Consider the following 25369-nt stretch of genomic DNA (forward strand, 5'->3'; position numbering starts at 1 on the left):
GAAAAGCCGTATGACGAACTATCAAGCGATGGACGATGCGCCGGACTACCTCCATCGCGGCCGTCGGTACGATGTGGTGCGCTTGCGCGATCCTTCAACTCCCCGCATGCTGGTAAGCAAACGCCTCGCCGACGGCGCCGAACAGGAGTACGCCGGCGCGCTGGCCGGATTACGCAACGAGGCGCGCATTCTGGAGCGTCTGCAAGGCTTGCCCGGTTGTACTCAATGGGTAGACTTTGACGCATCGGCCAAAAGCCTGATCGTTGAGGACTTTGAAGGTGTCGCGCTGGAGGATTCCGGTCTGTTGGGGCGCGTTGATCTGGACCAGTTTCTAACCCTGGCAGCTCAATTGGCGACTGTACTCGCGGCAATCCATGGCCGAGGTGTCATCCACAAGGATATCAATCCCGCCAACATCCTGGTACGGACCGAAACCCTGCAACTACAGATCATCGACTTCGATCTTGCCACTACCATCGCCGAGGAGCACCGGGGGTTCGACTCATTGAACCACATGCTCGGCACCCTGGCCTATTTGTCGCCGGAACAAAGCGGGCGGATGAACCGTCCGGTCGATTATCGCACCGACCTCTACGCGCTGGGAGCCAGCTTTTATGCTCTGGCTACGGGGAGTCCGCCATTCCGGGAAAACGACCCGGCGGCGCTGATCCATGCCCATTTATCCCGCGTGCCGGTCCCGCCGCGACAAGGAGCGCCCTGGTTGCCGGCTTCACTGGAAAAGCTGATTCTAACCTTGTTGTCCAAGGAGCCCGATCATCGTTACCAAAGCGCTGCGGGACTCGTTCATGATTTGGCGGTTATGCAAGAATGCGTGAAACGAAAGAAATTCCTGGACGATATACCGTTAAAACGGGGCGATGCGCCGCTCACCCTGCGCCCGCCACGGCGTCTCTACGGCCGCGACCATGAGCTGAACCGTCTAATCAGAGCTTTGTCCGATGCGATTGCCGGACCATCGCAGGCCCTGTTCGTGGCGGGCTATTCCGGGATCGGCAAGACCTCGTTCATCCAGGAGGTCTACCGACCCCTGACTTTGCATGCAGGGCTGTTTATCGGTGGAAAGTTCAATCAGCTGCAACGTGAACGCCCGTTTTCTGCGCCGGCCCAGGCCTTGCGCCAGCTATGCCATTTCTGGATGGCGGAAGATGAGCATGTCCTGCTGCGCCGGCGCAGCCAACTGGTGGAAGGGATGGAAAACGAGATCAGCGCCTTGTTCGAAGTATTGCCGGAGCTCTCCGTATTGCTGGGGCCTCAGCCTACGGCGCCTGAACTGGGCCCCATCGATTCGCAGGCGCGGTTGCGCTCGCTGCTGGTCGAGCTGATCCATCGGGCCGCTTCCCCCGGGCATCCGCTGGTGCTGTTTCTCGACGACTTGCAGTGGGCCGATCAGCCTTCCATGGACCTTATCGCCGCTCTGCTGCAGGCGTCGAATCCGGGCGGACTGTTGTTCATAGGCGCATACCGCGATAACGAAATCGACGCCACCCATACGTTGACCCATGTATTGAAGCTACCCACCGCCACAGGCATTCCTGTTCCCATTTTGGCGCTTTCCAGTCTGTCGTGCGACGATACCGCGCAAATGATCGGCGATATGCTGTGCATGCAAACCGATACCGTATCGTCTCTTGCCGCTGCAGTGCACCGGAAAACCGCAGGCAACCCCTATTTCACCTTCGAGTTTCTCAAATCCCTTTGCCGCGACGGCAGCCTCGAGCGCAATCTGAATGAAGAGGGTTGGCGCTGGGATCTGGACAAGATAACCGCATCCCTCAGCAGTGAAAATGTGGTGGACTTCCTTACAGCAAAACTGGTGGAGCTCGATCCTGCCAAGCAGGAAGTACTTTCCATTGCTGCATGTCTCGGTAACGATCTGACGCTGGGTGGGCTGGAGCTGGGCGCCGCTATCCCTGTCGATGAACTCATCGAACTCATACGCCCGGCCCTGGAGCTGGGGTTGCTGGTCACTTCCAGCGCCATGCTGTTCCATCAAGCCAGCCGTGAAACGAAACTTCGTTTCTGCCATGACCGGATGCAGCAGGCGGCCTACCAGTTGCAGAGCGAGGAGCAGCGCGCCTTAATCCATCTGCTCATCGCAAGACGCTACGCTGCGATGAATGGCGAATCCGATAACCCGTTTGTAGCCGCGGAGCACTATGCGCATGCCGTGCCGTTGCTGGCGGACGAGTCCGAGCGGGCGCAGGTCAGCGATCTGTTTCTACGCGCCGCGATACGCGCACGCCGAGCCGGATCGTTTGCCGTGGCGGAGCGTTTTTTGCGCCTGGGTTGCTCACTGTTGCCGGTCGAGTCGTGGCGCGCCGCCCCCGACGCGGCTTATCAGCTGCATGCCGAACTGCATCTTGCGCTCCACTGCCAGGCGCGCGCCGCCGAGGCCGACGTAGTCTACAGACAGCTCTCCGATCATGCCGCCAGACCTTTGCAGTTGATAAGGCCTGCCTGCCTGCAACTGGCCAGCCTGACCACGCGCACGCTGTTCGCAGACGCCATCGCGCTGGGATGCGATCTGTTGCGTCGGCTCGATCAACCGGTGCCGTTGGCCGATCTGGCGGCGAGTACGGAGCGGGAGCTGGATATCTTTTACCGGCATGTGGACAACGGGGCATTGGAGCGTCTGGCCGACAGCCCGGAACTGACCGATGAATATCTGCTGGGTGTCGCCATCATGATGAATCGCTTTTTGTCCATGGCTTTTTTCATCAAGCCGGAGATCGCCTATTGGCTCATCATGCGGCTGGCGCGCCTGTGGCTCGAACATGGGTACAGTCCGGCGATGATTAACTGCATGGTTTTCAGCATCGTCCCAACCGTTGCGCTGCGCGGCGATTATGCAGCGGGCGGACTTGCCGGGCGCATGGCCATGAATATCGGAATAACGCGGGAGAATGGGCTGGAAACAGCGCGGGCCCGCCTTCTGTTCTGCGTTTTTAATTTTCATTGGTTCGAATCGTTGGAAGAGGGGGTGGCTAATGCACGGCTGGCTTTCAGCGAACTGGTGCGTGTTGCCGGACTGATGGAGTATGCCGCTTTTATCTGTTACAGCCTTTACGTCGCATTGGTGACGCAAATCGAGACTGCTTCCTTGCCGCAAGTCAGAGAAGAGCTGGTCAAGGCCACTCAGTTTTCGGACAGGATGGGCAATGTGCTGTTTGAACAGATACTCCGCACCCTCAGACAATGGGCGTGCGCGCTGGAGGGAACAACCGGTGATTCGGGCGGTTTCAGCTCGGGTGAGTTCGACGAAGAAACCCACTTTCGGCAACTTGCCGCGAATCCGGTCGCTTTGATTCACTATCATGTCTATCGTGCGATGACCGCCTGTTTGTTCCGCGACAGCGAGGCCTTGCACCGCCATGTGGATGCCGCGCTGGGTCTTGCTTCGTATATCGTTACTTTTTATTTGTCGGCCGTACTCAGTTTTCTGCATTCGCTGTCGCTGATCGAGCGGCTTAAGTGTAACGACCCGCAATCGAAAACACATGAACCCGCAATCAGCGCATCGGCAAACCCAGATTAAGTGAGAATGAAAATAGCGCTCGACCCACATTATTTGAGAATGAGCCCGCAATCAACCGCACCGACCTGCAATCAACCGCGACCAACCCACATTATTTGAGAATGACCGCTGCACCCAAAAACGGCAGGCGGCGCTCAAATTCCTCCCTGACGCCAGTCAAGAAAACGAGGGTTTTTTTAACATCATTCGGCGTGCGATTATCCATCATATTGGCAGCCCTGCCTTCAACATCTTTTCACGCAACTCACTCGTGCGTACTGGATCGAGTGTCTGGGTGAACAGCGCCCTGATTTCTGCCGGCTTGACGTCGAACTGCTCCGCCAGATCCTTGATACGGTAGCCGTTGCGCGTCAGTGTCGCTTCAATATCGTCTGAATGACGCGTCAATACGGTATTGACGATCTCAACGGAGACAGGCCTTTCGCCGGTTTGGTAACCTGCAGTCAAGGCTTGAGTCAGGTAGTCCTCTATCTGTAACGGCGTGCGCAACTTGCTGGACAGTAGGTAGATCGCGTCTTCAGATAGGATGGACTCCGCTTCTACCTGGCCTTCAGTGCACGTTTCAAGCAGCCAATAGATATATTCGCGCTGGCTGCCGGTGATGCCGTCCAGGGAGAAGAGTGTGGTGCGGTGACCAATTTCCTCCATCGTGGGCCGACGTAGATCGTTCCTCAGTTTGGGGTGGCCGGCGAGTACCACCGACAGTCGACCGCCGCCACCGCCACTCCGCGCAAGCTCAATCAGGCGTTTCAAGCTGGTCAAAGTGTAGGTGTTCAGGTCGTGTGCTTCATCAATGAACAGGGCGACGGGGCGTTTTCGTTTTTTTATCAGTTCGTGCAACTGCCTGTCACGGGTCTCGATGTCGGTCGGCACACGCATTTGTTTATCGCCAGACAGGTCGTAGAACAGCGCCGTAACCAGGGTCGATAGTTTGATGGCGCGCTTGTCGATGGCAAAGGACTGCGACACGATGACGTGCTTTTCCTCTTCCAGCGCCTGCCGAATACGCTCCAGCATGACGGTCTTGCCGATGCCGATCACGCCGGACAAAGCCACCAGCCGACCATCGAGGATAGCGCCGCGAATATCGCTCATTAACTGCTGGTTATGACTGGTTTCGTAGTAGCCTGCCTGATTCAATGGCACCGTCAGGCCGTAATGTTTCATCACGTCAACCCGCATGGTTTGTCTCCCTTTTTCTTGTTGCGTCGAAAGTAATCGCGCACGCGCTCCAGCACGATACGGCGCACGAGCGTTTCGCTCAGCACCTGGTCGATAAATGACCGATCTTCTGGTGGTAGCTTCGCCAACGGTTGCGCGAGATCGTCAGCGATGGCGAGTTTGGCCGCAATGACGCTGGGAAAGTGATACTCATGTGCTTCGGCATTAAAAGGCTGTTTCGGTATCGGCGCTGCCGCAGCTGCCGTCGGCGGTGAAAGTCTCACATCGTTGCCAGACAGTGCGGCGATAGGCAGACCCAGCTGATCGGCCAGGGCGCGGATATGATCGGCGCGTTCATCTGCTTTGCCCCGTTTGAAGCTGCGGTACCGGTGTAGCGGGATCGGGCCGGACACGGGATGATAAGGGCCGAAGCGTTCACCTTTGAACTCGACATACAGCTCGTCGTCGAACAAGCCCCACAGTAACACCACACGCTCGCCCGCCATGTCTGGCTCTACTTCATACTCGGTGCCGCCAACGCTGAGGCGGGCGTCGATGCCGACCTTGCGCCGTTCCGGCTCGCGGGCGAAACGGCAGAACTGTTCCCAGGCGCACATCTCGCGCACGCCTTCCGACGGCAGATTCTTCAGCCAGTCGTCCATCAGCGTGTGGGGTTCGGAGCGATGCCGGCGCGCATTATGGATATGGATCAGATGACGCAACAGCCACTCGTTGGCCTGCCGCTCGGTTTCCGGCTTGTGGAAGTGATACAGCGTCTCATAGGCTTCCTTGAGGGTGCGAAAGGCGCGCTCAACTTTGCCTTTTGATCGAGCCGTGGTACGCCTGCCGTCTTTCCCTGCCGGCATATGCGTTTGCCACTCAATGCCCAGTGCCAGCATGACGTTCTGGAATACCCGGCTCTTGGCGACCGGGCCATTGTCTAAATAAATCATTTTTGGCATCCCTTGAAAGGGAAACGCCGCATCGGCTTTCGGCGCCATTGCGTTGAACAGGAAGCGCAAAGCGGATTCTGCATCCTCACCATAGACGCAGCGGTATTCCTGATAGTTCACGCCGCTACGGTCATCCACCACGCTAAACAGCATGAGCGTCGGCTGGCCCTTCGAAGGATCAACCCATTCAGGCTTGTCGATATGCTTGAGATCGGAAGGCGACATATCGAACTGCCAACAATCGTTGCTGCATTCGGCCTGGAAACGCACGGCGGCAGGCTCGCGCGTCAGGCGTGGCTGATCCAGATGCCACAAGGACAGGTACCGGTTTACAGTCGTGCGTGTCAGTAGTCCTTTGGGTGCTCGCACCAAACCCAATGCGGTCTCAACGCCGTAGTCCTCTAACAGCCCAATAGCACGCCGGGTGGACAGATGCCGACCGTTCTTATTCGTCGTGCGCAATTTAAGTGCGGCAACCAACTCGCAGTAGCGCTCCAGTTCAGACGCTTGCAGTATGCGCGGCTTACCGTGGTCGGCACGGTGCGCTGCGTGTGGTCTGTTGAATTCGGTTAATGCCCGGTAGACCGTCGCAATCGAAACACCGTACAGTGTGGCGACAGCAGCGATTTGATTCGCGCGCTCGGAACTCTTGCGGGGTAAACGATCAAGCCGCTGCCGCAATTGCAGCAGGGAATCAATGGGTATTTGCTTATGCCGCGTGAATGGCGTCGGCATCGGCTTCCGCCAAATAGCTATACAGCGTTGGTTTTGAGATGCCCATCATCCGGCAGAGCTCATCAATACTGTGCTGGCGTTCATGGTAAAGGCGAATGGCGAGTTGCCGCTTATTGGAATCCAGCGCCTTAGGACGTCCGCCGGTTCGTCCTCTCGCCCTGGCGGCTGACAGTCCTGCCTGGGTGCGTTCGCGGATCAGGTTGCGCTCGAATTCAGCCAGCGCGCCAAACAGATGAAACACCAGTTTACCGCCGCTACTGCCGGTGTCGATATTTTCCTGCAGGCTTTTGAGTGCAACCCCGCGCTTCTCAAGCTTCTCGACCAAGGCAATCAGGTCTTTGAGGGAGCGCCCCAGCCGATCCAACCGCCAGACCACCAGCGTGTCGCCGTCACGCAGCACATCCAGAGCGGTCAGCAGACCGGGGCGCTCCGCCTTGGCCCCACTTTCCTTGTCTTCATACTGTTTGGAACAGCCGGCCTGCGTGAGCGCGTCGTGCTGCAGGTCAAGGTTCTGATCATCAGTAGAAATCCTGGCATAACCAATAAGCATTACACTACTCATGCGTCGGTGATGGAAAAAAGGGCGGGGCGGCATGGCTGAGTTGTAAATAAACTCGTGTGAAGGAAGTATAAATTAAAGTTGTATTCCTTACCGAATTTATTTACTGGTTTTGGGCTGTTTTACGATGATCTGTATGGTTGCCGGAAACAGTAAGGAAAACCCTCGTTTTCTTGACTGGCGTCAGGGAGGAATTTGAGCGCCGCCTGCCGTTTTTGGGTGCAGCGGTCATTCTCAAATAATGTGGGTTGGTCGCGGTTGATTGCAGGTCGGTGCGGTTGATTGCGGGCTCATTCTCAAATAATGTGGGTCGAGCGCTATTTTCATTCTCACTTAATCTGGGTTTGCCGATGCGCTGATTGCGGGTTCATGTGTTTTCGATTGCGGGTCGTTACAGTTAACGATGCCTTGGGTCACCAAAAGGGCGATGAATTGCTGGTGCAAGTAGCGGAACGCATACAGTGTTGCGTGCGTGCGTCCGATACCTTGGCCAGACTGGGCGGCGATGAATTTACCGTCATCCTGCGCGAGTTAAGCAATACCGGCGATATCGCACCGGTTACTCAGGGTCTTATAACCCGTCTGGGCGAGTATTTTCAATTGGGCAAGGATAGAGCCTATATTTCGGCCAGTATCGGCGTTACGGTTTATCCGGAAGACGGCACGAGCTCCGACATATTGCTGCAGAATGCCTATCAGGCCATGTATGCCGCCAAACAGTCGGGACGCAACGGATTCCGGTTTTTTACTGCGGCAATGCAGGAAACGGCTCAATTGCGCACGCGCCTGCTCAACGATCTGCGTCAAGCGCTGCAGCGCAGTGAATTCCAGTTATATTACCAGCCCATCGTATGTTTATCGACCGGAATCATACACAAGGCTGAGGCCTTGTTACGCTGGAAGCATCCGGAATATGGTTTTATCAGTCCGTCGGTCTTTATTTCGGTAGCCGAAGATAGCGGCCTCATCCATGATATCGGCGACTGGGTATTCAAGGAAGCGGCGCAACAGGTTAAGCAGTGGCGGGAGCGTTACCACCGGGATTTTCAGGTCAGTGTCAATAAGTCGCCTGCGCAGTTTTCAGGTGGCAAAGTGGCGCATCGTCATTGGTCGGACCACCTGGAAATGCTGGGTCTGCCGGGCCAGAGCATCGTGATCGAGATTACCGAGGGTCTACTGTTGAATGTGGATGGCGGGCTCAAGGATAAGCTGTTACCGTTCAAAAACTCCGGCGTACAGGTGGCGATAGACGATTTCGGAACCGGGTACTCATCGCTTGCATATCTTAATAAGCTCGACATCGATTTTCTCAAAATAGACCAGTCTTTTACACGGAATCTGTCGCCGGGTTCGACCGACAGCGCCTTGTGCGAGGCGATCGTGGTAATGGCGCACAAGCTGGGCCAGCTGGTGATTGCCGAAGGTGTGGAAACCGAAGAGCAGCGTGCTCTTCTTGTTCAAATGGGGTGTGATTACGGGCAGGGATATTTGTTTTCGAAACCGTTGCCGGTGCGCGAACTCGAAGTATTCCTTGCCGCGAACCAGAGCGCGCTTGCTTCGGACGGGCTTACGGCTTGATCGTTTGACGCTGGCCTCAACCTCCGGGTCAAAACCAGCAGTCGTAGCGGACCGACACCGGCTAGCCAACGCCCATTATTCCAGTAAGACCAGCAGGCTGCCCGTCATCAGTATGCAAGCCAAAGCGCTTAGCGCAACGTCAAATCCGCCGAAATGAGTTTTGCACAGCGCCACCAGATACGGTCCGGCGAAGCCGCCCAGGTTGCCAAGCGAATTGATTAAAGCAATTCCGCCGGCGGCGGCGTTACCGCGCAGCCAGGACGAGGGCAACGTCCAGAAAGGTCCCAGCGTGGAAAATATTCCGGCGGCCGCCAGACAAAGTCCCAGTAAATGAAAAACAGGGGTTATGGTCAATACGTTCAACAATAAACCGCACGCACCCAGCCATGCCGGGATCAACACATGCAGGCGTCGCTCTCCGCTCCGGTCCGAATGCAGGCCATTGATCACCATGACGATCGCGGCTGTCAGATAGGGCAATGCCGATAACAGCGAAACATGCAGATTATCCATGCCGGAAAAACGCTTGATGATTTGCGGCAGCCACATGCCGATGCCGTAGAAACTCAATACGATACAGAAATACAGCGTTCCCAAACGCCATACGCGTAGCGAAGTCAGCGCCGTTTTCAGCTCACTGATATGATACGACGATGTTACTGCATGTTCTTGTCTCATGCGTTCGCATAACCAGCTTCTTTCCGATGGTGTCAGCCAGTCGGCCTGTTCCGGTTTGTCCGTTAAAAGTTTCAGTACCGCTAAACCTGCAGCGATCGAAGGCAAGCCTTCTGCTATGAAGAGCCATTGCCAGCCTGCAAGACCGGCAATGCCGTGCATCTGTAATAAAAAGCCGGAAAGCGACGCGCCGATCACGCCGGCTATGGCGGTGGCTGTCGCAAATTGCGCCAGGATTTTGGCTCGTTCGGCTTCGGGAAACCAATAACTTAAATACAAAATAATGCCGGGGAAAAAACCGGCCTCCGCCACGCCGAGCAGAAAGCGCAACAGGTAAAACTGGTGCGGCGTATTGATCAACGCCATGCAGGTGGAAACAATGCCCCAGCTGATCATGATGCGCGCTATCCATATCCGCGCGCCGAAACGGTACAAAGCAAGGTTGCTGGGAATTTCAAAAAAAGTATAGCCGATAAAGAAAATACCGGCGCCGAGCGCGTATACCGCGTCACCGAAACTCAGACTGTCCCTCATCTGCAGTTGCGCAAAACTGATATTTATGCGGTCCAGATAAGCAAGAAGGAACAGAAAGAACAAAAACGGTATTAAACGCCGCGTTGTTTTACGGGTAACGGAACCAGCCGGATTTTCAGGTTTTGCAGGCATGCAGTTTTACGAAACGGCAGAAGGTTTAATTCCATAAGGCGGCTTTAGCCTGCACGAATGTGCGGCAGCCCGTGGTTTAAATCCACCGGCTTTAGACGTATTCTCTTCAGTCGGCGGTTTAGTCCGCCGATCTTCAACCCACCAGCTTTAGCTGGTGGTTGTTGAGAACCGCCGGATGCTACTCCTGTTTCCGGCCCCGCAACAAGCAATTCATACCGTACTCGATGTTATGGCAGGCCGCGCCGTAAATACAGCGGTCTTGCGCGCTTCACGTCTGCATCAAAAGCTTATCGATTTTTGTGGCTCCGCAGCGGCAGGATTAAATCAGCGCTTCTTCAGGCAACCCGTCCGGAAAGCGTTTTCTTTACTTCTTTTTTAACTCCTTCAGCGCCATTGCGCATCCTACCGACATTTCCTGCTTGTGCTGCATCAGGCAAGCCTTGATCCGCCCTTGGCCGGGTTGAACAGCAGGGCAAAGCCGTTTTATATCAGGTTCACAATATTTTCGGAGCGCCTGCATTTCCGTATCCGGTGCCGATTCCTGGGCGAATGCCGAAGCAGGGGCGGAAACGGCAAGCGATATGACTATGGCTCGAAAAATCATTTTGGAGTCTCCTGTTGTTTGTCGATTGGTAATAGGTGGCTTATCTGGCTTATCCGGCTGAGAGTTGAATCTTGCGTAGCCGAAGGGAACGGTGGACGGCGTGTCGCGACAGGCTTTCCTCGCTTCCGGCTGCACAAATATTAACCAATAACACGAACTGCATAATTACGGGTCTCGGGAGTTTGCTGTATGTCGTCGTTTATCTCTGCATGCCGCCATGGACATCCGCGCGTGAGCCGATACGTTACCGTGCAGATCGCGAAGCGAACACCGGCCCTCCCCTCCCTCCGGGAAATGAATATCACTATCAAACTTTTTACCAGCCCCTGCGCGCCGTTCGTTCGCCAATACCCGGATGTATGAAGTCTCGCGCTGCCGGGTCAGCTCGGCGTCGCCCGGACGTTCCTTTTTCCTTTCATCAGATCCTCCGCAGTAATGATCACCGCCGCATCCGTTCCAATAGGCATCGTTGGATTGATGCGCCATGTAATCGGAACCGATCAGCGTAAACTCAGGCCTTGCAATCTGCACTAGCTCGTAAAGCGCTATGCCCAGCGTTATCACCAAGCAGATTATACTAACAAAACAGACTGCCAGCGCATAAACTCCTATTGCGGATTTTTCATGGGCATACTCATCTCATTAAACGAATAAGGGTGGAGCGAATTTCAATGCTCCAAAGAGTGTTTGTCCAAAATAAACTGATAGCTGCCATCCGTCTTCATGCGTTTCAAGGCCGCATTGAAGTCCTGGGTGATTTTGGCGTGATTGGGATTGGTTTTGCTGACTGCGGCAAACAAGTCGTTTTTCGGGAAACACGGCGGCATATATTCCAGGGTTTTTGCCTCCTGGGGCATGAATTTCGCCAGCAGGAAATCGATGTCGCGCCTGTCGCCGAGCACCAGATTGATTTGCCCCGCCGCCAGCGCATTCAACGCCGGCAACATGGTGGGTACCGGAATCTTGATGATGTCTCCGGCCATGACGAATTCGCGCGGGTAGGGGTAATCCTTGACCACTCCGACGACCATCCCGCGCAGATCGCTTAAAAATGCGTATTCTATATCGACGCCCTTGCGTTTGATGAAGCACATTTCGTTGGACAGGTAAGGGTCGGTGAAATCAAGGTCGGTTGCGGCATCTTCCGAATACCAGATATTGCTGACCACATCGTAGACACCGATGCGCGCTCCGGCAATGGCGCGCGATAAATCCTCCAGCGCGAAGTGCGTTGCATAACCCGATTTTTTCAACGCCTCGGTGACGATTTCAACCGACAAACCGTTGCCCGGCAGGCTTTCGTCCACATAAGGCGGCCATTCGTCGCCAACGATACGGAGCGGTTCCACAGCAAAAACCGGCCCGCAAATCAAAGCCAGCGTAAAGAGTAGGAGCATTTTTATTTTCATCGTTGCGCACAGTCTGCTTGAGGTGAATAGACGGTTGAAATATAGCATGATCCGCCCGATGCCGGGAGATGCCTGCTCACTATAATTTTAATTTTAAATTTAAATTTGACTTTATAATGATTCACGGATAATCTGAGCACATGAACAATCAAACACCCCACAGAAACTCAGCATCCCAGCGCAAAACGCACGAGGATCATCATGATACCCGCTCGCAAATATTGAGGGTGGGCGGACAGCTGTTTGCCGAAAAAGGCTTCGACCGCACCACCGGCAAGGAAATTTGCGCACGCGCCGGGGCCAACACGGCCGCGATCAATTATTACTTCGGCGGCATGGAGGGACTGTACACGACCGTTCTGTTGGAGGCGCACCGTCAACTGTTCACGATGGAAACCTTGTCCGCAATTGTCGCGGCCGAGGTTACGGCGCAGGCGAAACTGGAGGCTGTCATTTTGCAGCTGGTCGACGCTTTTACCGAGCCTTCCGCGTCATCGTGGATGCTGCGAGTGATAGGACGCGAAATTGTTGCGCCGTCGCCTTTCCTGTCCTTTTTTTCGGAGCAGGAAGTAATGCCAAAATGCGTCATGTTGAAAGGCATAGTCGCCGAATTGGTGGGGTTGCCGGAAGAACACCCCGTCGTTACCCGGGGAGCTTTCTTCGTTATCGCGCCTTGCATCATGATGCTGATCAACGATCGCGAGACGCTGAAATTGCTTTATCCGAACTTCGGTTTCGAGAAATCCGACAACGCCGATATTGTCCGGCAGATGATGCAGTTTGTTCTGGGCGGTCTGGCGGCGGTAGTGGCAGCAGAAGTAAAACTTGAATCTTGAGAGGAAAATATGAAACCAATATCGCGGTTTGCACGGCCGTTGTCATGCCATGCATGCGGTTTTTTACTACTTTCGTCGCTGACGGCGGGATGTTCAAAGCCGGAAACGTTCACGGATACGGCGCGCTATGTGCGCGTTAGCGTAGCGCATTACCAGCCGGCTGTTATCGCCACGCATTATTCCGGCGAAGTCCGGGCGCGCTATGAGTCGCCGTTGGCTTTCCGTGTCGGCGGTAAACTGGAGCAACGGCGCGTCGATGTAGGCGCGGTTGTCAAGCGCGGCGACGTACTGGCAACGCTCGATCCGATCGATTATCGTCTGAATGAGGCTGAAGCGTCTGCCCAACTGGCAGCGGCGCGTGCCGAATTAAGTCAGGCACAAAGGGACTTGCATCACAGTGAAGTTTTGCTGGAAAAGAAACTGTACAGCGAAGCCGGGTATGAGCAGCGACAGGACAGCCTGCGTGCGGCTGAAGCGCGCGTAGCGCAGATGCAATCCGCATTGGGTCTGAATACGCGGCAGACCGCATATTCCGAATTGCGCGCGGATCAGTCCGGCGTGGTGACAGCAGTTGAAGCCGAAGCCGGGCAGGTATTGACAGCCGGTCAGGCCGTGGTGCGCGTGGCGCGCACCGATCAGATCGAAATATTGATCAACGTTCCGGAAGGGCAGCGCGCCGATTTACGTCAGGGCGGAGAGGCGCGCGTGAGTTTATGGGCCTATCCCGGACATTTTTATAGCGGGCGCATACGCGAAATAGCGCCGTCCGCCGATGCGCAGACACGTACCTTCAGCGCGAAAATCAGCGTAACCAACCCAGATGAGCTGCTGCATTTCGGTATGACGGCAACGGTAGAACTGATCCGTAACGGTTCTGGACCCTGGGCCGATGTGCCGTTGACCGCATTGGACAAAAGCGGCGATTCGGCTGCGCTATGGATCGTTGACCCTGTAAGCGGTACCGTGCAAAAAAAGCCGGTGCAACTGGATAGTTTCGACGGCACCCTGGCCCATATCCGCAGCGGTATTGCCGAAGGCGATCGGGTAGTCAGCGCCGGCGTGCACAAACTGTTGCAGGGAGAAAAAGTACAGGTTGTGAGCGAGGTAGAAAGCAAATGAAAGGATTGAATCTTTCCGAATGGGCGCTGCATCATCAGTCGCTGGTCGGCTATCTGATGATAGTTCTGACACTGGCAGGCGCGATGGCTTACGTTACGTTGGGGCGCGCCGAAGACCCCGATTTCACGATAAAAACGATGGTGGTGACTGCGACCTGGCCGGGCGCGACCGCTTTGGAAATGGAGCAGCAGGTGACCGATCGCCTGGAAAAGAAGCTCCAGGAAACGCCGTGGCTGGATTTCATACAAAGCTATTCCAAGCCGGGGAAAAGCGTGCTGTTCGTCAACCTGAAAGACTACGCTCCGCCGCGCGATGTCCCGGATGTCTGGTATCAGGTGCGCAAAAAAATGCACGACATACGCGGCACCTTGCCGGAAGGTGTGGATGAGCTGGAGTTTAACGACGAGTTCGGCGATACCTACGGAACCATTTACGCCTTTACCGCCGAAGGTTTCAGTCATGCCGAACTGAAAGACGTGGTGGACGATGTGCGCCAGGAATTGCTGCGCATTCCCGATGTTTCAAAAGTCGATTTGATGGGCGTGCAGCAGGAAAAAATATTCATCGAGATTTCCCGTCGCAAGCTCGCCAACATGGGAATCGATCCCAGCATTATCTTTAATACGCTACAACAGCAGAATGCAATGATCTCTTCCGGCTCCATTGAGACGCAAAGCGACCGCATTTACGCGCGGGTCAGCAGCGATTTTCACAGCGAAGAGCAATTGGCCAGGATCAGTATCCAGGCCAATGGACGTACCTCCCGGCTGACCGATATAGCCCATATTTACCGCGACTACGCCGATCCGCCAACGCCGCGTTTTCGTTATATGGGACAAAACGCGATTGGACTGGCGGTTTCGATGCGCAAAGGCGGCGATATCCTGACGCTGGGTAAGGCGCTGACTGCCGAAGTCGGGCGTTTGGGCGCGCATCTGCCGTTGGGAATCGACATCCATCAGGTATCTGACCAACCGCGCGTGGTGCAGCATTCTGTCGGCGAATTCATGAAGTCGCTGACGGAAGCGCTGGTAATTGTGCTCGGCGTCAGCTTTCTGGCGCTGGGTGTGCGCACCGGGCTGGTGGTGGCGCTGTGCATTCCGATCGTACTGGCGATTACTTTTCTGTGTATGAAAATACTGGGAATCGACCTGCAGCGCATATCCTTGGGTGCGTTGATCATTGCGCTGGGTTTGCTGGTGGACGATGCGATTATTTCGGTGGAAATGATGGTGGTGAAAATGGAGCAGGGCTGGGATCGTTTCAGGGCGGCCACCTTTGCTTATACTTCGACTGCCTTCCCAATGCTGACCGGCACGCTGGTTACGGCTGCGGCTTTCATGCCGGTCGGGTTCGCGCGGTCCGCCGCTGGCGAATACTGTTTCAGCATCTTTGCAGTGGTTGGAATAGCGCTGCTGGTTTCCTGGGGCGTTGCCGTGGTTTTTACGCCGTGGATCGGTTTTCATATACTGCCGGATATGCATAAAGCCGGCGAACACGCGGTTGATGTTTATCAGCGTGGAATTTATCCGAGGTTCCGGCGGCTGCTGACCTTCTGTATGTTGCGTCGCCGCTGGGTGATAGCAATAACCGTTGCCGCCTTTATTTTGTCGCTGTGGCTGTTTTCTTTTGTCGAACAGCAGTTTTTCCCATATTCCAACCGTCCCGAGATTTTAGTCGATCTTTCGTTGCCTGAGGGCGCATCGATCCGCGCCACCGAGGCCGAGGTGAAGAAGGTGGAGGCTTTGCTTGCAAACGACCCCGATATAGTAAATCAGGTCAGCTATGTAGGCAGCGGCAGCGCGCGCTTTTACCTGCCGCTGGATGTGCGTCTTGAAAACAACAATTTTGCGCAGCTCGTGATATTGACCAGGGATCTGGAGGCGCGCGAACGCGTATTCAGTCGTTTATATCCGATACTGGAGCGCGAGCTTACCGGTTTGCGTCCGCGTTTGACGCGTCTGGAGAACGGTCCGCCTGTGGGCTTTCCGGTGCAGTTCCGCGTAACCGGCCGCGATTTGGCGCAGACACGTCAAATTGCGGAAAACGTTGCCGAGGTGATGCGGCAAAATCCTCATGTGCACGATGTGCATCTGGACTGGGGCGAACCCTCGAAAATGGTTCGCGCGGATGTGGATCAGGACAAGGCGCGCATACTTGGTGTCAGTACGCAGGATATTTCCGGGCTGCTCAGTAACGTGTTGAAGGGTTACCCTATTACCTGGTACCGCGAAAACGATAAATTGATCGAAGTCCTGGAGCGTGCGCCGTTGGATGAGCGGGATAATCCTGCCGCGCTGGGCGAGGTACCGGTACCGACGCGTAGCGGTAAAACCGTGCCGTTGAGTCACCTGGCACGGCTCAATTATGGTTTTGAATATGGCGTTATCTGGCGGCGCGATCGTTATCCGACTTTTACCGTGCGCAGCGATATCCGCGATAATGCCCAAGCTCCCGATGTCACTGCACAGATCGAGCCGTTGCTGGAGCCTATTCGTGCGCGTTTGCCTGACGGCTATCGTATCGAACTGGGCGGCGCGGTCGAATCCAGCCAGAAAGCGCAGGCTTCCATCAATGCGGTGATGCCGGTGATGCTGCTGGCGGTAGTTACGTTGTTGATGCTGCAGCTGCAAAACATTCAGCGCACTATTATAGTGGTACTGACAGCGCCGCTGGGTTTGATCGGCGTCACCGCCTTCCTGCTGATCCTGCATGTGCCGTTCGGGTTTGTCGCAACCCTGGGCGTGATTGCATTGTCGGGCATGATCATGCGCAACTCCGTCATCCTGGTGGATCAGATCGAGCATGATATTGCCGACGGCCATCATCCCTGGGATGCGGTTATCGAGTCGACCATCCGGCGCTTGCGCCCGATACTGCTGACTGCCGCTGCGGCGATACTGGCGATGATTCCGCTGACGGAAAGCGTTTTCTGGGGGCCGATGGCGGTCGCGATCATGGGCGGGTTGACTGTGGCTACTGTTTTGACCTTGCTGTTCCTGCCGGCGCTCTACGCCGCCTGGTTCAGAATAGAGCCAAAGGAGTCGGTGAAATGAAAACGGTGCTGCGAATGTTTTATTTTGCATTGATGTTTTTAGTGGTGGCGGTCATGGGAGGTGTGATGGTGGCAACGGTCCTGGCTCTGTTGTTATTGCCGATACTCTACGTCGGCTGGTTCGGCGTAAGCGCTAAGGACGCTGTATGTACACGCCGCGTGGCTTTTCTCGCATCGCTGGTTTCCCTGTTGAGCGCTTGCGCGGTAGGCCCTGATCACCAAACTCCTGTAGTGGCGACCCCGGCGCAGTGGCACGGTCCACAGCCCGCCACCGGGCAGCAAGCCGCAGCAGCGCCGGGCTCGGATCTGCGCCAATGGTGGAAAGGCTTTAACGATCCGCTGCTGAACCGTCTGGTGGACATGGCGCTGGAGAGCAGCCCGGATTTACTCGTCGCCGAAGCGCGCCTGAAAGCCGCGCGCGCGCAGACCGTAGCCACTGCCGCAGATCGCATGCCGCAGTTGGATGCCCAGGGAGCCTATCAGCGTATCGGTACCATTCCTTCCAGCGCCAACAATTTGATTCAGCCGGGTAACCTGACTTTTGGCAGTTTTATAATGAGCTGGGAGCTGGACTTTTTTGGCGGGGTCAGACGGCGCATGGAAGCCGCCGAAGCCGACGCCAATGCGCAACAGGAATATCGGCGCGATACCCAGGTTTCATTGACGGCGGAAGTGGCGCGGCAATACCTCGGCCTGATCGCCTTGCAACAGCAGATGGAAACCGCGCGCCGGCGTCAGGATACGGTACGCGAGCAGCTCCGGCTGGCCGACGGTCTGTTCGAGGCGGGCATGGCGGCGGTCACCGAGGTTCAGACCCAGCGCGCAACGGTAGCGTCTATCGAGGCCAGCCTGCCGGCGCTCGATGAGCGCATCAAAAATCAACGGCACGCGCTTGCGATACTGCTGGGTTCGAATCCAACCGATCTGGAACAGCGTTTGGCGCATTTGCCTGCGGAATTGCCGCAACCGCCCAATGTGCCGCTGGACCTTCCCGCTGATGTGATACGCCGTCGCCCGGATATCCGACAGGCGGAATTCAATGTCGCGTCCGAATCCGCATCAATCGGCGCTGCGGTCGCCGAGCTGTTTCCGAAAATCACGCTATCGGGAGTTGCAGCTATTCAGACCCAGGATGTGACTAATTTAATCAATATGACCAACGGTTTTTACGGTTTCGGCCCGCGCGTATCGATTCCCATTTTTCAGGCGGGCCGCTTGTTGGCCAACCTAGAAAATCAGGAAGCGCAACATCGCGAAGCGCTGATCACCTATCAAAAAACCGTGCTGACAGCGTTTCGCGAGGTTGAGGACCAGCTGGTTTCGATCAACGACGAGACGCAGCGCCGGCAAAGTCTCGAACTGGCGCTAAGCAATGCCCGCATTGCGGAACAGTCTTCGATGTCGATGTACGGGGAGGGCGAGGCGGAATTGCAGGCGGCGCTGCAGAATCGGCGCAATCAGCAGGATATACAGGATGACCTGACGCAAAGCCGTCTGACCTGGGTTACGCACTACGTGGCGCTGTACAAGGCGCTGGGTGGCGGATGGGATATGAACGGAGGCGGTTGAGGCCGACTCACCGGCGTCCGCTTGCATTATCATAGCAGGCGCTATTCAAGTGCGACCGTCCTTCCTCAAACCCTGATGCGAAATCATTACAACATATGAAAATAGCCACCTGGAACGTCAATTCGTTACGCGTCCGCCTTCCCCACGTGCTCGACTGGCTGAGTCAGGAGCAACCGGACATCCTGGCGGTACAGGAAACCAAGACGCAGGACGCGGATTTCCCCGCGAACGTATTTGCTGACAACGGCTACCATGCCTTGTTCAGCGGGCAAAAAACCTACAACGGCGTCGCGGTTTTCAGCCGTAATCCGGGTTCTGAACGCTTGACCGATCCCGATAACCTCGACGATCCGCAACGCAGAATCCTTGCCGCCAGCTACGATCGGTTCCGTATCATCAACCTATACGTACCCAACGGCAGCGAAGTCGGATCGGAAAAATTCGCATACAAAATGGACTGGCTGGCAAAAATCAGCGAATTTATCCGCCGCGAGCTGGAACGCTACCCGCACACGATCGTGCTCGGCGATTTCAATATTGCGCCGGAGGATGCGGACGTATACGACCCTGCATTATGGCGCGATAAAATCCTGTGCAGTCCGTCCGAGCGCGCCGCCTTTCAGTCCTTGCTCAAAGCAGGCTTGCACGATGCTTTCCGTCTGTTCGAACAGCCGGAAAGCAGTTTTAGCTGGTGGGATTATCGCGCCGCCGGATTTCGCCGCAACCTCGGCTTGCGCATCGATCACATCCTGATCAGCTCGGCGCTCAAACCCTATTGCACCGCCTGCCGTATAGACAAAGCGCCGCGCAAACTCGAAAAGCCATCCGACCATACGCCGGTGCTGATCGAGTTGGACTTGAAATAATGTTAATGTTTAACCTGCGCGACAAAACAGCTCTGTAGACTGTGTAAAAAGTCACCTCTATCGATCAGGAGGATTTCAAAATGGCTCTGCCGCAACGCAAACCCGCGACTTAATCAGGACATACTGGACGCGCCGGAAAATATGGCGGCGGAAATCATCAACGGCGAACTCTGCACGCAGCCTCGTCCTGCCCCGCGCCCGCTCCGCGCGCACCCTCTTCATTGGGGGTTGAAATTGGCAGTCCGTTCGATAAGGAACGCGATGGGCCGGGCGGCTGGTGGATACTGGATGAACCGGAACTGCATCTGCACGATGATGCGGTGGTACCCGATATCGCCGGCTGGCGGCGCGAACGCATGCCCAAACTGCCGGAAACCGCCTGGTTCAAGTTCGCGCCGGACTGGGTCTGCGAGGTGCTTTCTCCCGGTACGGCCCGCCAGGATCGGGTGCTGAGGATGCCGCTCTACGCTCGATGCGGCGTGCAATATATCTGGCTGGTGGTGGAGCCGGTGCTGCTGACGCTGGTGATTTTCGAGAATACCGGTAACGGCTGGCTGTTGTTACAGGCCTTCGAAAACGATAACGAAGTATCGGTCGCGCCTTTCGCCGCCATTTCCCTCAATCTTGCCGTACTGTGGGCGGATTTGCGCTTTGCAGCATGGTCGGTAGGCTTTTTAGCCCACCCCCCGAAACTGAACCGCTGCCCGCCGGGTTGCTTACCTTTCAATCCCGGCGCATAATCAAGCCAATGCCGGTTTTTCCTACTTTCGCCTAATTGAATGATGGAGGGATGCACGTGAGCAGCACCAGCCCCTGGGGGAAAATCATTCCGCCTACACCGCCCATTGCCATCGGGCGTTTGTTTTTGATCGTTCTAATCTTTTCCGCCGTCTGGACATCCTGGTTCACGATACCTGCCGACTCCGAGGGCGTGGTACTGCGTTTCGGCAGATATGACCGGAAAATGCCGTCGGGCCTGCATTACAAGCTTCCGTACGGGATCGATCGGGTCATCGTCGTTCCTACCCTGCGTCAGCTCAAACTGGAATTCGGCTTCGGCACGCCCGGCTTTACCAACCCTGAGCAGGTCGGCGAACATCCGGACATGGAAAAATCGATGGTGACCGGCGATCTCAATTCATCGCTGGTGGAATGGGTAGTGCAGTATCGCATCGTCGAGCCGGAAACCTATCTTTTCGATGTGCGCGACCCGGATCAAACGCTACGCGTGCTGTCGGAATCGGTGATGCGCGAAGTCATAGGCGACCGTACCGTGGATGAAATCATCACCATTGGCCGTGAGGAAATCGAGATAACCGCGCTGAATCGCATGCGCGAGTTGTCCAAGCGTTATCATCTGGGGATGTTCATCAATCAGGTGCAGCTCAAGAACGTCGATCCGCCCGAACTTGTCCAGCCTTCGTTCAACGAAGTGAACCGCGCCCAGCAGGACAGGGAAAACGCGATCAACATCGCCAATGGCGAATACAATAAGGCGGTACCGCGCGCGCGCGGCGTAGCCGATCAGCGTATCCGTGAAGCGGAGGGTTATCGTTTCAAGCGTGTTCTCGAAGCCGAGGGAGATGCGTCCGCGTTCACCCAGGTGTTGCAGCAATACCTGAAAGCCCCCGAAATTACTCGCACCCGGCTCTACCTGGAAACGCTGGGCGATGTGTTGCCGCGCGCCAAACAAAGCATCATAGTCGATGAATCGGTGCAGCAGATTCTGCCGATGCTGCCGCTACCCACTCGCGCACTGGAGGAAAAGAAATGAAATCCGCCAAGACCGCCGTCATCGCCGCAGTCGCCGTTGCGCTGCTGGTGTATTTTTCAGCCTACACGGTCGGTCAGACCGAGCAGGCCATTATCACACAATTCGGACATCCGTTGCAGCAACCGGTTACCGAACCCGGCCTGCACTTCAGAATCCCGTTTATCCAGCGTGTCGCCCTGCTGGATAAACGTTATCTACCCTGGGATGGGCCGATTGTGGAAATGCCGACCAAGGACAAAACCTATATACAGGTCGATACTTTCGCGCGCTGGCGTATCAAGGACCCGATGCGTTATTTCCTGCGCCTGCACGACGAACGCAGCGCGCAGTCGCGCCTTGAGGACATCCTAGGAAGCGAAACGCGCACTGCTGTGGCGCGTTATGAGCTGGTTGAAATGATACGCATCGACAAGGGACGCGTACCTCAACAGGACGAAAATATGGCATCCATGCTGTCCGGTATAGGCATGCTGGGCCAATTGCGACCGATCCAGTTCGGGCGTCTCGAAATCGAGAAAAATATATTCGAGGCCGCCGCGCCGAAACTGGCGGAGTTCGGTATCGACCTGCTGGATATCCGCTTCAAGCGCATCAACTACAACCCCCAGGTTCTGGAGCGCATCTATCAGCGCATGATCAGCGAGCGGCTGCAGATTGCCGCCCGTTTCCGCTCGGAGGGCGAAGGCGAAGCCGCACGCATACTGGGCAACAAGGAGCGCGACATCAATGAAATCCAGTCCAACGCCTACAAGCGCGTCCAGGAAATACACGGCGAGGCCGATGGCAAAGCCACGGATATTTATGCCAGGGCCTACACTCAGCAGGCGGGAGCCGCCGAGTTTTACCACTTCATAAAAAGCATGGAAACCTATCATAAGGTTATCAGCGACGACGCCACAGTGGTGTTGTCGACCAACAGCGATTTGTTTGCGCTGCTCAAGCGCATGGAACAAAAGACTCACCCCTGACAGCTTGTCCATGCTGTTGACTTGAATGCTTTTCCGTTCGTCCCGAGCTTGCTGGAGGGTGAGCGGAAAGGCCGGTCAACAGCCTAGCGACAGAGCGTCTCTTGACAGGAGCAGCGTACATGTCTGCCAGTTCGGCTACCATCGGCTGGATAGAAGCGGCGCAGGGACCGGTTGTCGATGTACGTTGCGACCAACTGCCCGTTATCGGTCAGGCGCTTGACGTAATTAACGGCAATGAACCTTATGTGCTGGTAGTGCACCAGCATCTGGCCCCCGGTCTGATCCGAGCCATCGCATTGCATTCGGTTTCCGGCCTGTATCGCGGCATGCCGGTTTACGACCGCGGCGCGCCGTTGCGCGTGCCGGTCGACCCGTCCTGCCTCGGTCGCATGCTCAACGTATTCGGTGACCCGCTTGACGGCGGAGCAGCGCTGCCGGCGCACAGCTATCGCAATATCCTGTCGCCGCCGCCGCCGTTATCCGAAACCTTGCCGTCCACGCGCATCCTGGAAACCGGCATCAAGGCCATAGACCTGCTATGCCCGTTCGTCCGCGGCGGCAAAACCGGATTGTTCGGCGGCGCAGGGGTCGGAAAAACCGTGCTGATGATGGAATTCATGCACTCGGTCAGCAACGCGATGCAAGGGGTGTCGGTTTATGCCGGCGTCGGCGAGCGCATGCGCGAAGGCCACGAGCTGTGGAAGGAAATGGGCGAAGCAGGCGTATTACCGCGCGCGTTGCTGGTTTTCGGACAAATGGACGAATCGCCCGGCGTGCGCTTTTACGTCGGCTACAGCGCGCTGGCCTATGCCGAATACCTGCGCGATACCCTGAACACGGAAGTCCTGTTTCTGATGGACAATATCTTCCGCTTCGTGCAGGCCGGCAGCGAAATCTCCGGCTTGCTGGGGCGCATGCCGGCCACGGTCGGTTATCAGCCGACCTTGCTGACCGAAGTCGCGTCGCTGCAGGAGCGCATCGTTTCCACCCGGTCCGGCGCGATTACCTCGGTGCAGGCGGTGTATGTCCCCGCCGACGACATGTCGGACCCGGCGGTGGCGACTATCCTGGGCCATCTGGACAGCGTGGTGATATTGTCGCGTCAGCAGGCGGCCAAAGGCATTTATCCGGCAATCGATCCGCTGCGCTCCGGCAGCCGCATGATGGATCACCGCATCCTCGGCGAACGGCATTATCGCGTCGCGCGCGCGGTGCGCGAACATTTGTCGCGCTACCGCGAACTGGAAGACATCATCGCCATGCTCGGCATAGAGGAACTGTCACCGGAAGACCGTCGCACCGTCGAGCGCGCGCGGCGTCTGCAGCGCTATCTGACGCAGCCGTTCAGCACCGTGGCCGAGCATACCGGCATGCCCGGAGAGCGGGTCGCGCTGGCGCAAACGATAGCCGACTGCGAAGAATTCATTAACGGCAAGTACGATCATCTCAGCGAAGCAGACTGTTACATGAAAGGTGCGATACAATGAAAGGCTTTGCTCTGAATCTGCTCGACAGCCACGGCAACGAACATTTCGATAACGTGAAGCATTTCATCGCCGCCGACGACAACGGCAGCTTCGGTTTACTGGCCGGTCATGCGCCGATGATAGCGGTATTGCGCTACGGACTGGCGCGTTTCTGCGACAGCACCGGCATCTGGCGCTACGCCGCATTTCCGGGAGGGGTGCTGCGTTTTGCCGATAATCAGCTGAACGTCGTTACCGTGCGCTATTTCCTGGGCGATGAACGCGGCAACATCTGCGAGCAGTTGGCGGAAGCGATGGAGCGCACCGACTCGGAAATACGCAAGGCGCGCGCGACGCTGGCGGAAATCGAACACTCCCTGGTGCGTCGTTTGATCGATTTAAGCGGCCGCTCGCTATGAACCATCGCAACAGGCTGATAGAGCGCACCCGGCTCGACATCGAACGGCTGGAACGGAAGGAACGCAAGCCGGCGACCTGGGCGGGCATGCTTTTTTACGGCGGCACTCTGGGCCTGCTGTTTACCGTCCCCCTCGTTGCCGGCGCCTATCTGGGGCGCTGGCTGGATACGCTGGTCCCCGGCTATTCGGTGCGCTGGACGCTGAGCCTGATCCTGCTGGGCATCGCGGTCGGCATCTATAATGTGCTGCATTTTTTGAGGGGCAAAACATGAACGGCAACGAAACGGTTTTCCTTCTGGGGAAGCTGCCGGTCAGCGCCACCGTCATCACCACCTGGGGAGTCATGCTGTGCTTCGCGGCGCTCGGGCTGCTGATGCGGCTGCGGGATCAGCCATCGCGCTGGCAAAGCGCGGTCGAAACGGTGGTCGTTGTGATTGAAAGCGCCATCGGCGAAGTGTTGCCGCGGCAGTCGGTGCGCAAGGTATTGCCGTTTGTCGGCACGCTATGGCTGTTCGTATTGAGCGCGAACCTGATCGGTTTGATACCCGGCCTGCATGCGCCGACGCGCGATCTATCCGCCACCGCCGCGCTGGCGATTCTGGTTTTCGCCTACAGCCACTGGTTCGGCATACGCGATCACGGATTGCGCAAGCATCTGCGCCATTACACCGAACCGAGCGTGATACTGCTGCCGTTCCATGTCGTCAGCGAATTGACCCGCACCCTGGCGCTGGCCATCCGTTTGTTCGGCAACATGATGAGCCTGGAAATGGCCGCGCTGCTGGTGCTGCTGATCGCTGGCTTTCTGGTGCCGGTGCCGCTGCTGATGCTGCATGTGATCGAAGCCATCGTGCAGGCCTATATTTTCGGCATGCTGGCGCTGATTTATATCGCCGGCGCCATGGAACAAAACGATACGGAAACACCAGCGGAGAACAAACCATGAACGACCTGCATTTATTCACTTTGGTATCGACCGCCGTTGCCGGTCTGGTGATCGCGCTGGGCACGATGATGCCGGCCATCGCGATGGGACGCGCGATAGCCGCCGCTCTGGAAGCCCTGGCGCGCCAGCCCGAAGCGGAGAAAACCATAACCCGGACCTTGTTCGTCGGTCTGGCGATGATCGAATCGCTGGCGATTTATTGTCTGGTCATCGCGTTGATCGTGCTGTTCAGGAATCCGTTGCTGGAGTATTTTTTGAAATAACGTTTTCATCTGTTTCCTAGCGGTGTATCAAACGAGGACATCCGTGTGTCCGGTTCAGCGTAGTAGCCACATCAATATCGCTCGTGGACTACGAATTGCGGCAAAAAACTACTTGAGATTTGGCTGGCAATAATTTTCATGACCGGGTGTGCTGGAATGCATCCGCCAGAAAGGCTGGAAACGATACCTGGA

22 protein-coding genes are annotated in these 25369 nt (G+C 56.4%); 15 read left to right on the forward strand and 7 right to left on the reverse strand.

Annotated features, from left to right (window positions below; all coding sequences use genetic code 11):
• The first annotated feature begins 10 nt into the window (after positions 1-10).
• The gene (locus tag F6R98_RS02700) at positions 11-3556 is read left to right on the forward strand and encodes an ATP-binding protein (protein WP_153247650.1); all 3546 of its coding nucleotides are present in this window, start codon (positions 11-13) and stop codon (positions 3554-3556) included.
• Between the two features lie 204 nt (positions 3557-3760).
• Here F6R98_RS02700 and F6R98_RS02705 read toward each other — a convergent pair whose 3' ends face one another.
• The 3 genes from F6R98_RS02705 to F6R98_RS02715 are packed head-to-tail and all read right to left on the reverse strand — an operon-like array spanning position 3761 to position 6955.
• Positions 3761-4738 (reverse strand): ExeA family protein, encoded by a 978-nt coding sequence (locus F6R98_RS02705; protein ID WP_153247651.1) that lies wholly within the window; start codon positions 4736-4738, stop codon positions 3761-3763.
• Positions 4723-6375 carry an IS481 family transposase gene (locus F6R98_RS02710; RefSeq protein WP_228125217.1) on the reverse strand — a complete coding sequence of 551 codons (1653 nt, stop codon included), beginning with the start codon at positions 6373-6375 and terminating at the stop codon, positions 4723-4725. Before F6R98_RS02710 ends, F6R98_RS02705 begins: the two co-directional genes overlap by 16 nt.
• A 4-nt stretch (positions 6376-6379) precedes the next feature.
• Positions 6380-6955, reverse strand: coding sequence for a recombinase family protein (locus F6R98_RS02715; RefSeq protein ID WP_153247653.1), 576 nt, complete (start codon positions 6953-6955; stop codon positions 6380-6382).
• Positions 6956-7372: 417 nt separating this feature from the next.
• Here F6R98_RS02715 and F6R98_RS02720 point away from each other — a divergent pair, with 417 nt between their 5' ends.
• The gene (locus F6R98_RS02720) at positions 7373-8542 is read left to right on the forward strand and encodes a putative bifunctional diguanylate cyclase/phosphodiesterase (protein ID WP_265588128.1); all 1170 of its coding nucleotides are present in this window, start codon (positions 7373-7375) and stop codon (positions 8540-8542) included.
• A gap of 75 nt (positions 8543-8617) precedes the next feature.
• Here F6R98_RS02720 and F6R98_RS02725 read toward each other — a convergent pair whose 3' ends face one another.
• The 4 genes from F6R98_RS02725 to F6R98_RS02740 form a co-directional block, all read right to left on the reverse strand.
• Positions 8618-9883: an MFS transporter gene (locus F6R98_RS02725; RefSeq protein WP_153247654.1), complete on the reverse strand. Its 1266-nt coding sequence runs from the start codon at positions 9881-9883 to the stop codon at positions 8618-8620.
• Positions 9884-10247: 364 nt separating this feature from the next.
• Positions 10248-10487 (reverse strand): cysteine rich repeat-containing protein, encoded by a 240-nt coding sequence (locus tag F6R98_RS02730; protein WP_153247655.1) that lies wholly within the window; start codon positions 10485-10487, stop codon positions 10248-10250.
• A 165-nt stretch (positions 10488-10652) separates the two neighbouring features.
• On the reverse strand, positions 10653-11054 hold the full coding sequence (locus F6R98_RS02735) for a hypothetical protein (protein ID WP_153247656.1): 402 nt from the start codon (positions 11052-11054) through the stop codon (positions 10653-10655).
• Positions 11055-11155: 101 nt separating this feature from the next.
• Positions 11156-11884: a substrate-binding periplasmic protein gene (locus F6R98_RS02740; RefSeq protein ID WP_194270105.1), complete on the reverse strand. Its 729-nt coding sequence runs from the start codon at positions 11882-11884 to the stop codon at positions 11156-11158.
• Positions 11885-12036: 152 nt separating this feature from the next.
• On the opposite strand from F6R98_RS02740, the gene F6R98_RS02745 reads away from it, so the two are divergent.
• The 13 genes from F6R98_RS02745 (at position 12037) to F6R98_RS02805 (ending at position 25177) form a co-directional block, all read left to right on the forward strand.
• On the forward strand, positions 12037-12732 hold the full coding sequence (locus F6R98_RS02745) for a TetR/AcrR family transcriptional regulator (protein ID WP_153247658.1): 696 nt from the start codon (positions 12037-12039) through the stop codon (positions 12730-12732).
• 9 nt (positions 12733-12741) lie between these two features.
• On the forward strand, positions 12742-13851 hold the full coding sequence (locus F6R98_RS02750; RefSeq protein WP_153247659.1) for an efflux RND transporter periplasmic adaptor subunit: 1110 nt from the start codon (positions 12742-12744) through the stop codon (positions 13849-13851).
• Positions 13848-16907 carry an efflux RND transporter permease subunit gene (locus F6R98_RS02755; RefSeq protein WP_153247660.1) on the forward strand — a complete coding sequence of 1020 codons (3060 nt, stop codon included), beginning with the start codon at positions 13848-13850 and terminating at the stop codon, positions 16905-16907. The genes F6R98_RS02750 and F6R98_RS02755 overlap by 4 nt, the downstream gene beginning before the upstream one ends.
• Positions 16904-18475 carry an efflux transporter outer membrane subunit gene (locus F6R98_RS02760; protein WP_153247661.1) on the forward strand — a complete coding sequence of 524 codons (1572 nt, stop codon included), beginning with the start codon at positions 16904-16906 and terminating at the stop codon, positions 18473-18475. The genes F6R98_RS02755 and F6R98_RS02760 overlap by 4 nt, the downstream gene beginning before the upstream one ends.
• A gap of 95 nt (positions 18476-18570) precedes the next feature.
• Positions 18571-19341 carry an exodeoxyribonuclease III gene (gene xth, locus F6R98_RS02765; RefSeq protein WP_153247662.1) on the forward strand — a complete coding sequence of 257 codons (771 nt, stop codon included), beginning with the start codon at positions 18571-18573 and terminating at the stop codon, positions 19339-19341.
• 221 nt (positions 19342-19562) lie between these two features.
• Positions 19563-20081 carry a Uma2 family endonuclease gene (locus tag F6R98_RS02770; RefSeq protein ID WP_320412155.1) on the forward strand — a complete coding sequence of 173 codons (519 nt, stop codon included), beginning with the start codon at positions 19563-19565 and terminating at the stop codon, positions 20079-20081.
• Positions 20082-20137: 56 nt separating this feature from the next.
• Positions 20138-21115, forward strand: coding sequence for an FtsH protease activity modulator HflK (gene hflK / locus F6R98_RS02775; protein ID WP_228125059.1), 978 nt, complete (start codon positions 20138-20140; stop codon positions 21113-21115).
• Positions 21112-22083 (forward strand): protease modulator HflC, encoded by a 972-nt coding sequence (hflC, locus tag F6R98_RS02780; protein ID WP_153247664.1) that lies wholly within the window; start codon positions 21112-21114, stop codon positions 22081-22083. The genes hflK and hflC overlap by 4 nt, the downstream gene beginning before the upstream one ends.
• A 119-nt stretch (positions 22084-22202) precedes the next feature.
• Positions 22203-23570, forward strand: coding sequence for a F0F1 ATP synthase subunit beta (gene atpD, locus F6R98_RS02785; RefSeq protein ID WP_153247665.1), 1368 nt, complete (start codon positions 22203-22205; stop codon positions 23568-23570).
• Positions 23567-23968 carry a F0F1 ATP synthase subunit epsilon gene (locus tag F6R98_RS02790; RefSeq protein WP_153247666.1) on the forward strand — a complete coding sequence of 134 codons (402 nt, stop codon included), beginning with the start codon at positions 23567-23569 and terminating at the stop codon, positions 23966-23968. The genes atpD and F6R98_RS02790 overlap by 4 nt, the downstream gene beginning before the upstream one ends.
• Positions 23965-24240 (forward strand): AtpZ/AtpI family protein, encoded by a 276-nt coding sequence (locus F6R98_RS02795; RefSeq protein WP_153247667.1) that lies wholly within the window; start codon positions 23965-23967, stop codon positions 24238-24240. Before F6R98_RS02790 ends, F6R98_RS02795 begins: the two co-directional genes overlap by 4 nt.
• On the forward strand, positions 24237-24914 hold the full coding sequence (locus F6R98_RS02800; RefSeq protein ID WP_153247668.1) for a F0F1 ATP synthase subunit A: 678 nt from the start codon (positions 24237-24239) through the stop codon (positions 24912-24914). Before F6R98_RS02795 ends, F6R98_RS02800 begins: the two co-directional genes overlap by 4 nt.
• Entirely contained in the window at positions 24911-25177 is a 267-nt protein-coding gene (locus F6R98_RS02805) for a F0F1 ATP synthase subunit C (protein WP_153247669.1), read from the forward strand. Before F6R98_RS02800 ends, F6R98_RS02805 begins: the two co-directional genes overlap by 4 nt.
• Positions 25178-25369: the final 192 nt, after the last annotated feature.

Origin of the sequence: Candidatus Methylospira mobilis (assembly GCF_009498235.1) — a bacterium.
In the GTDB taxonomy this organism is placed as follows: Bacteria; Pseudomonadota; Gammaproteobacteria; order Methylococcales; family Methylococcaceae; genus Methylospira; species Methylospira mobilis.